A 1,244-nucleotide genomic window follows, 5' to 3' on the forward strand; every position below is an offset into this window, starting at 1 on the left:
AAAGAATTCCCACACCTGCTCATTGCCATCAACGGCGGCATCAATACCTCGCATCAGGTAGATGAGCAACTCCAGGTTCTCGATGGTGTGATGGTGGGACGTGAGGCCTATCACAACCCCTGGTGGCTGGCATCGTGGGATGCCGGTTTCTTCGGTACTGCAACGCCGGGGGGCGATAACACGCGCGAACTGGTGGAAATGCAGATGTGCGACTACATGGTTCGCGAGGCGGCCCAACACGGCACCCCGAAGAGCGCTATTGCCCGGCACATGCTGGGACTGCGCAACGGATTGCCGGGTGCACGGCGCTGGCGCCAGGTCTGGAGCGACCACCGCCTGCGCGATATGTCGCCCCATGCGGTGATGGCTCTGGCGCACGAAGCGCCCGTGGTTGCGTCAGCTGCGTTTGACGAAATCCCCTTGGCAGCGAATGCCTGATTCAGCGCAACGGCATGCACGCCAGGCGATGGCTCTTTTGTGGCTGGTGCCGGCGCTCTGGACCGTCAACTACATCGTCGCGCGCAAGGCTCCCGGGGTCATTGGTCCCTACTTGCTGGCGCTGGGACGCTGGGGGCTGGTAGCCCTCTTTTTACTGGTGCTCACGCGCTCCGAACTGTGGCGCCAACGCGCCGATATCGCAAAGGTATGGTGGCAATACCTGATCCTCGGCACCCTGGGCATGATGATCTGCGGCGCGTGGGTGTACCAGGGCGCGCGCTCCACAGGCGCCATGAATATCGCGCTGATCTATTCCGCGTCGCCTGTCCTTATCGGCCTGGGCGCTGTGCTCTGGCTTGGCGAGCGCCTCAGTGTCCGTCAGGGGCTTGGCGTGGCGCTGGCGCTCGCAGGCGTGGTGCACGTGGTGGTGAAAGGACACTGGACAGCTCTGGCCGATGTCCAGTTTGTGGCCGGTGATCTGTGGATAGTTGCCGCTACGGTGTCCTGGGCGGCATATGCCCTGCTGCAAAAGCAGTGGCCCAGCCCACTGGGCGCTACGGCTCGCCTGGCTGCCATCTGCCTGGGTGGCACCCTGGTGCTGCTACCCCTGTCGGTGTGGGAGATGTCGCAGCCYGATGCCTTGCCGCTGACCCGCTACGGCGTCGTGTTGATCGTCGTGGCGGCGATTGTCCCGGGGCTGGGCGCGTACTGGATCTATGGCTGGGCGCAAAAAATACTGGGTGCGAGCCGTGTGGCGGTCTCGCTTTACCTGGGTCCCCTTTACGCTGGGTTGGCGGCGTGGGGGG

The 1,244-nt window shown here is 63.8% G+C and carries 2 protein-coding genes; both read left to right on the plus strand.

The window, feature by feature from the left end; translation table 11 throughout:
• A partial coding sequence (locus AC1D0Z_RS22160) for a tRNA-dihydrouridine synthase (RefSeq protein ID WP_477660301.1) occupies positions 1 to 438 on the plus strand: 438 nt, incomplete at its 5' end.
• Positions 431 to 1,244: DMT family transporter (locus AC1D0Z_RS22165; protein WP_477660302.1), on the plus strand; the 814-nt coding region annotated here is incomplete at its 3' end. The genes AC1D0Z_RS22160 and AC1D0Z_RS22165, both read left to right, overlap by 8 nt.

The organism is Polaromonas sp. P1_E3, from assembly GCF_056405935.1.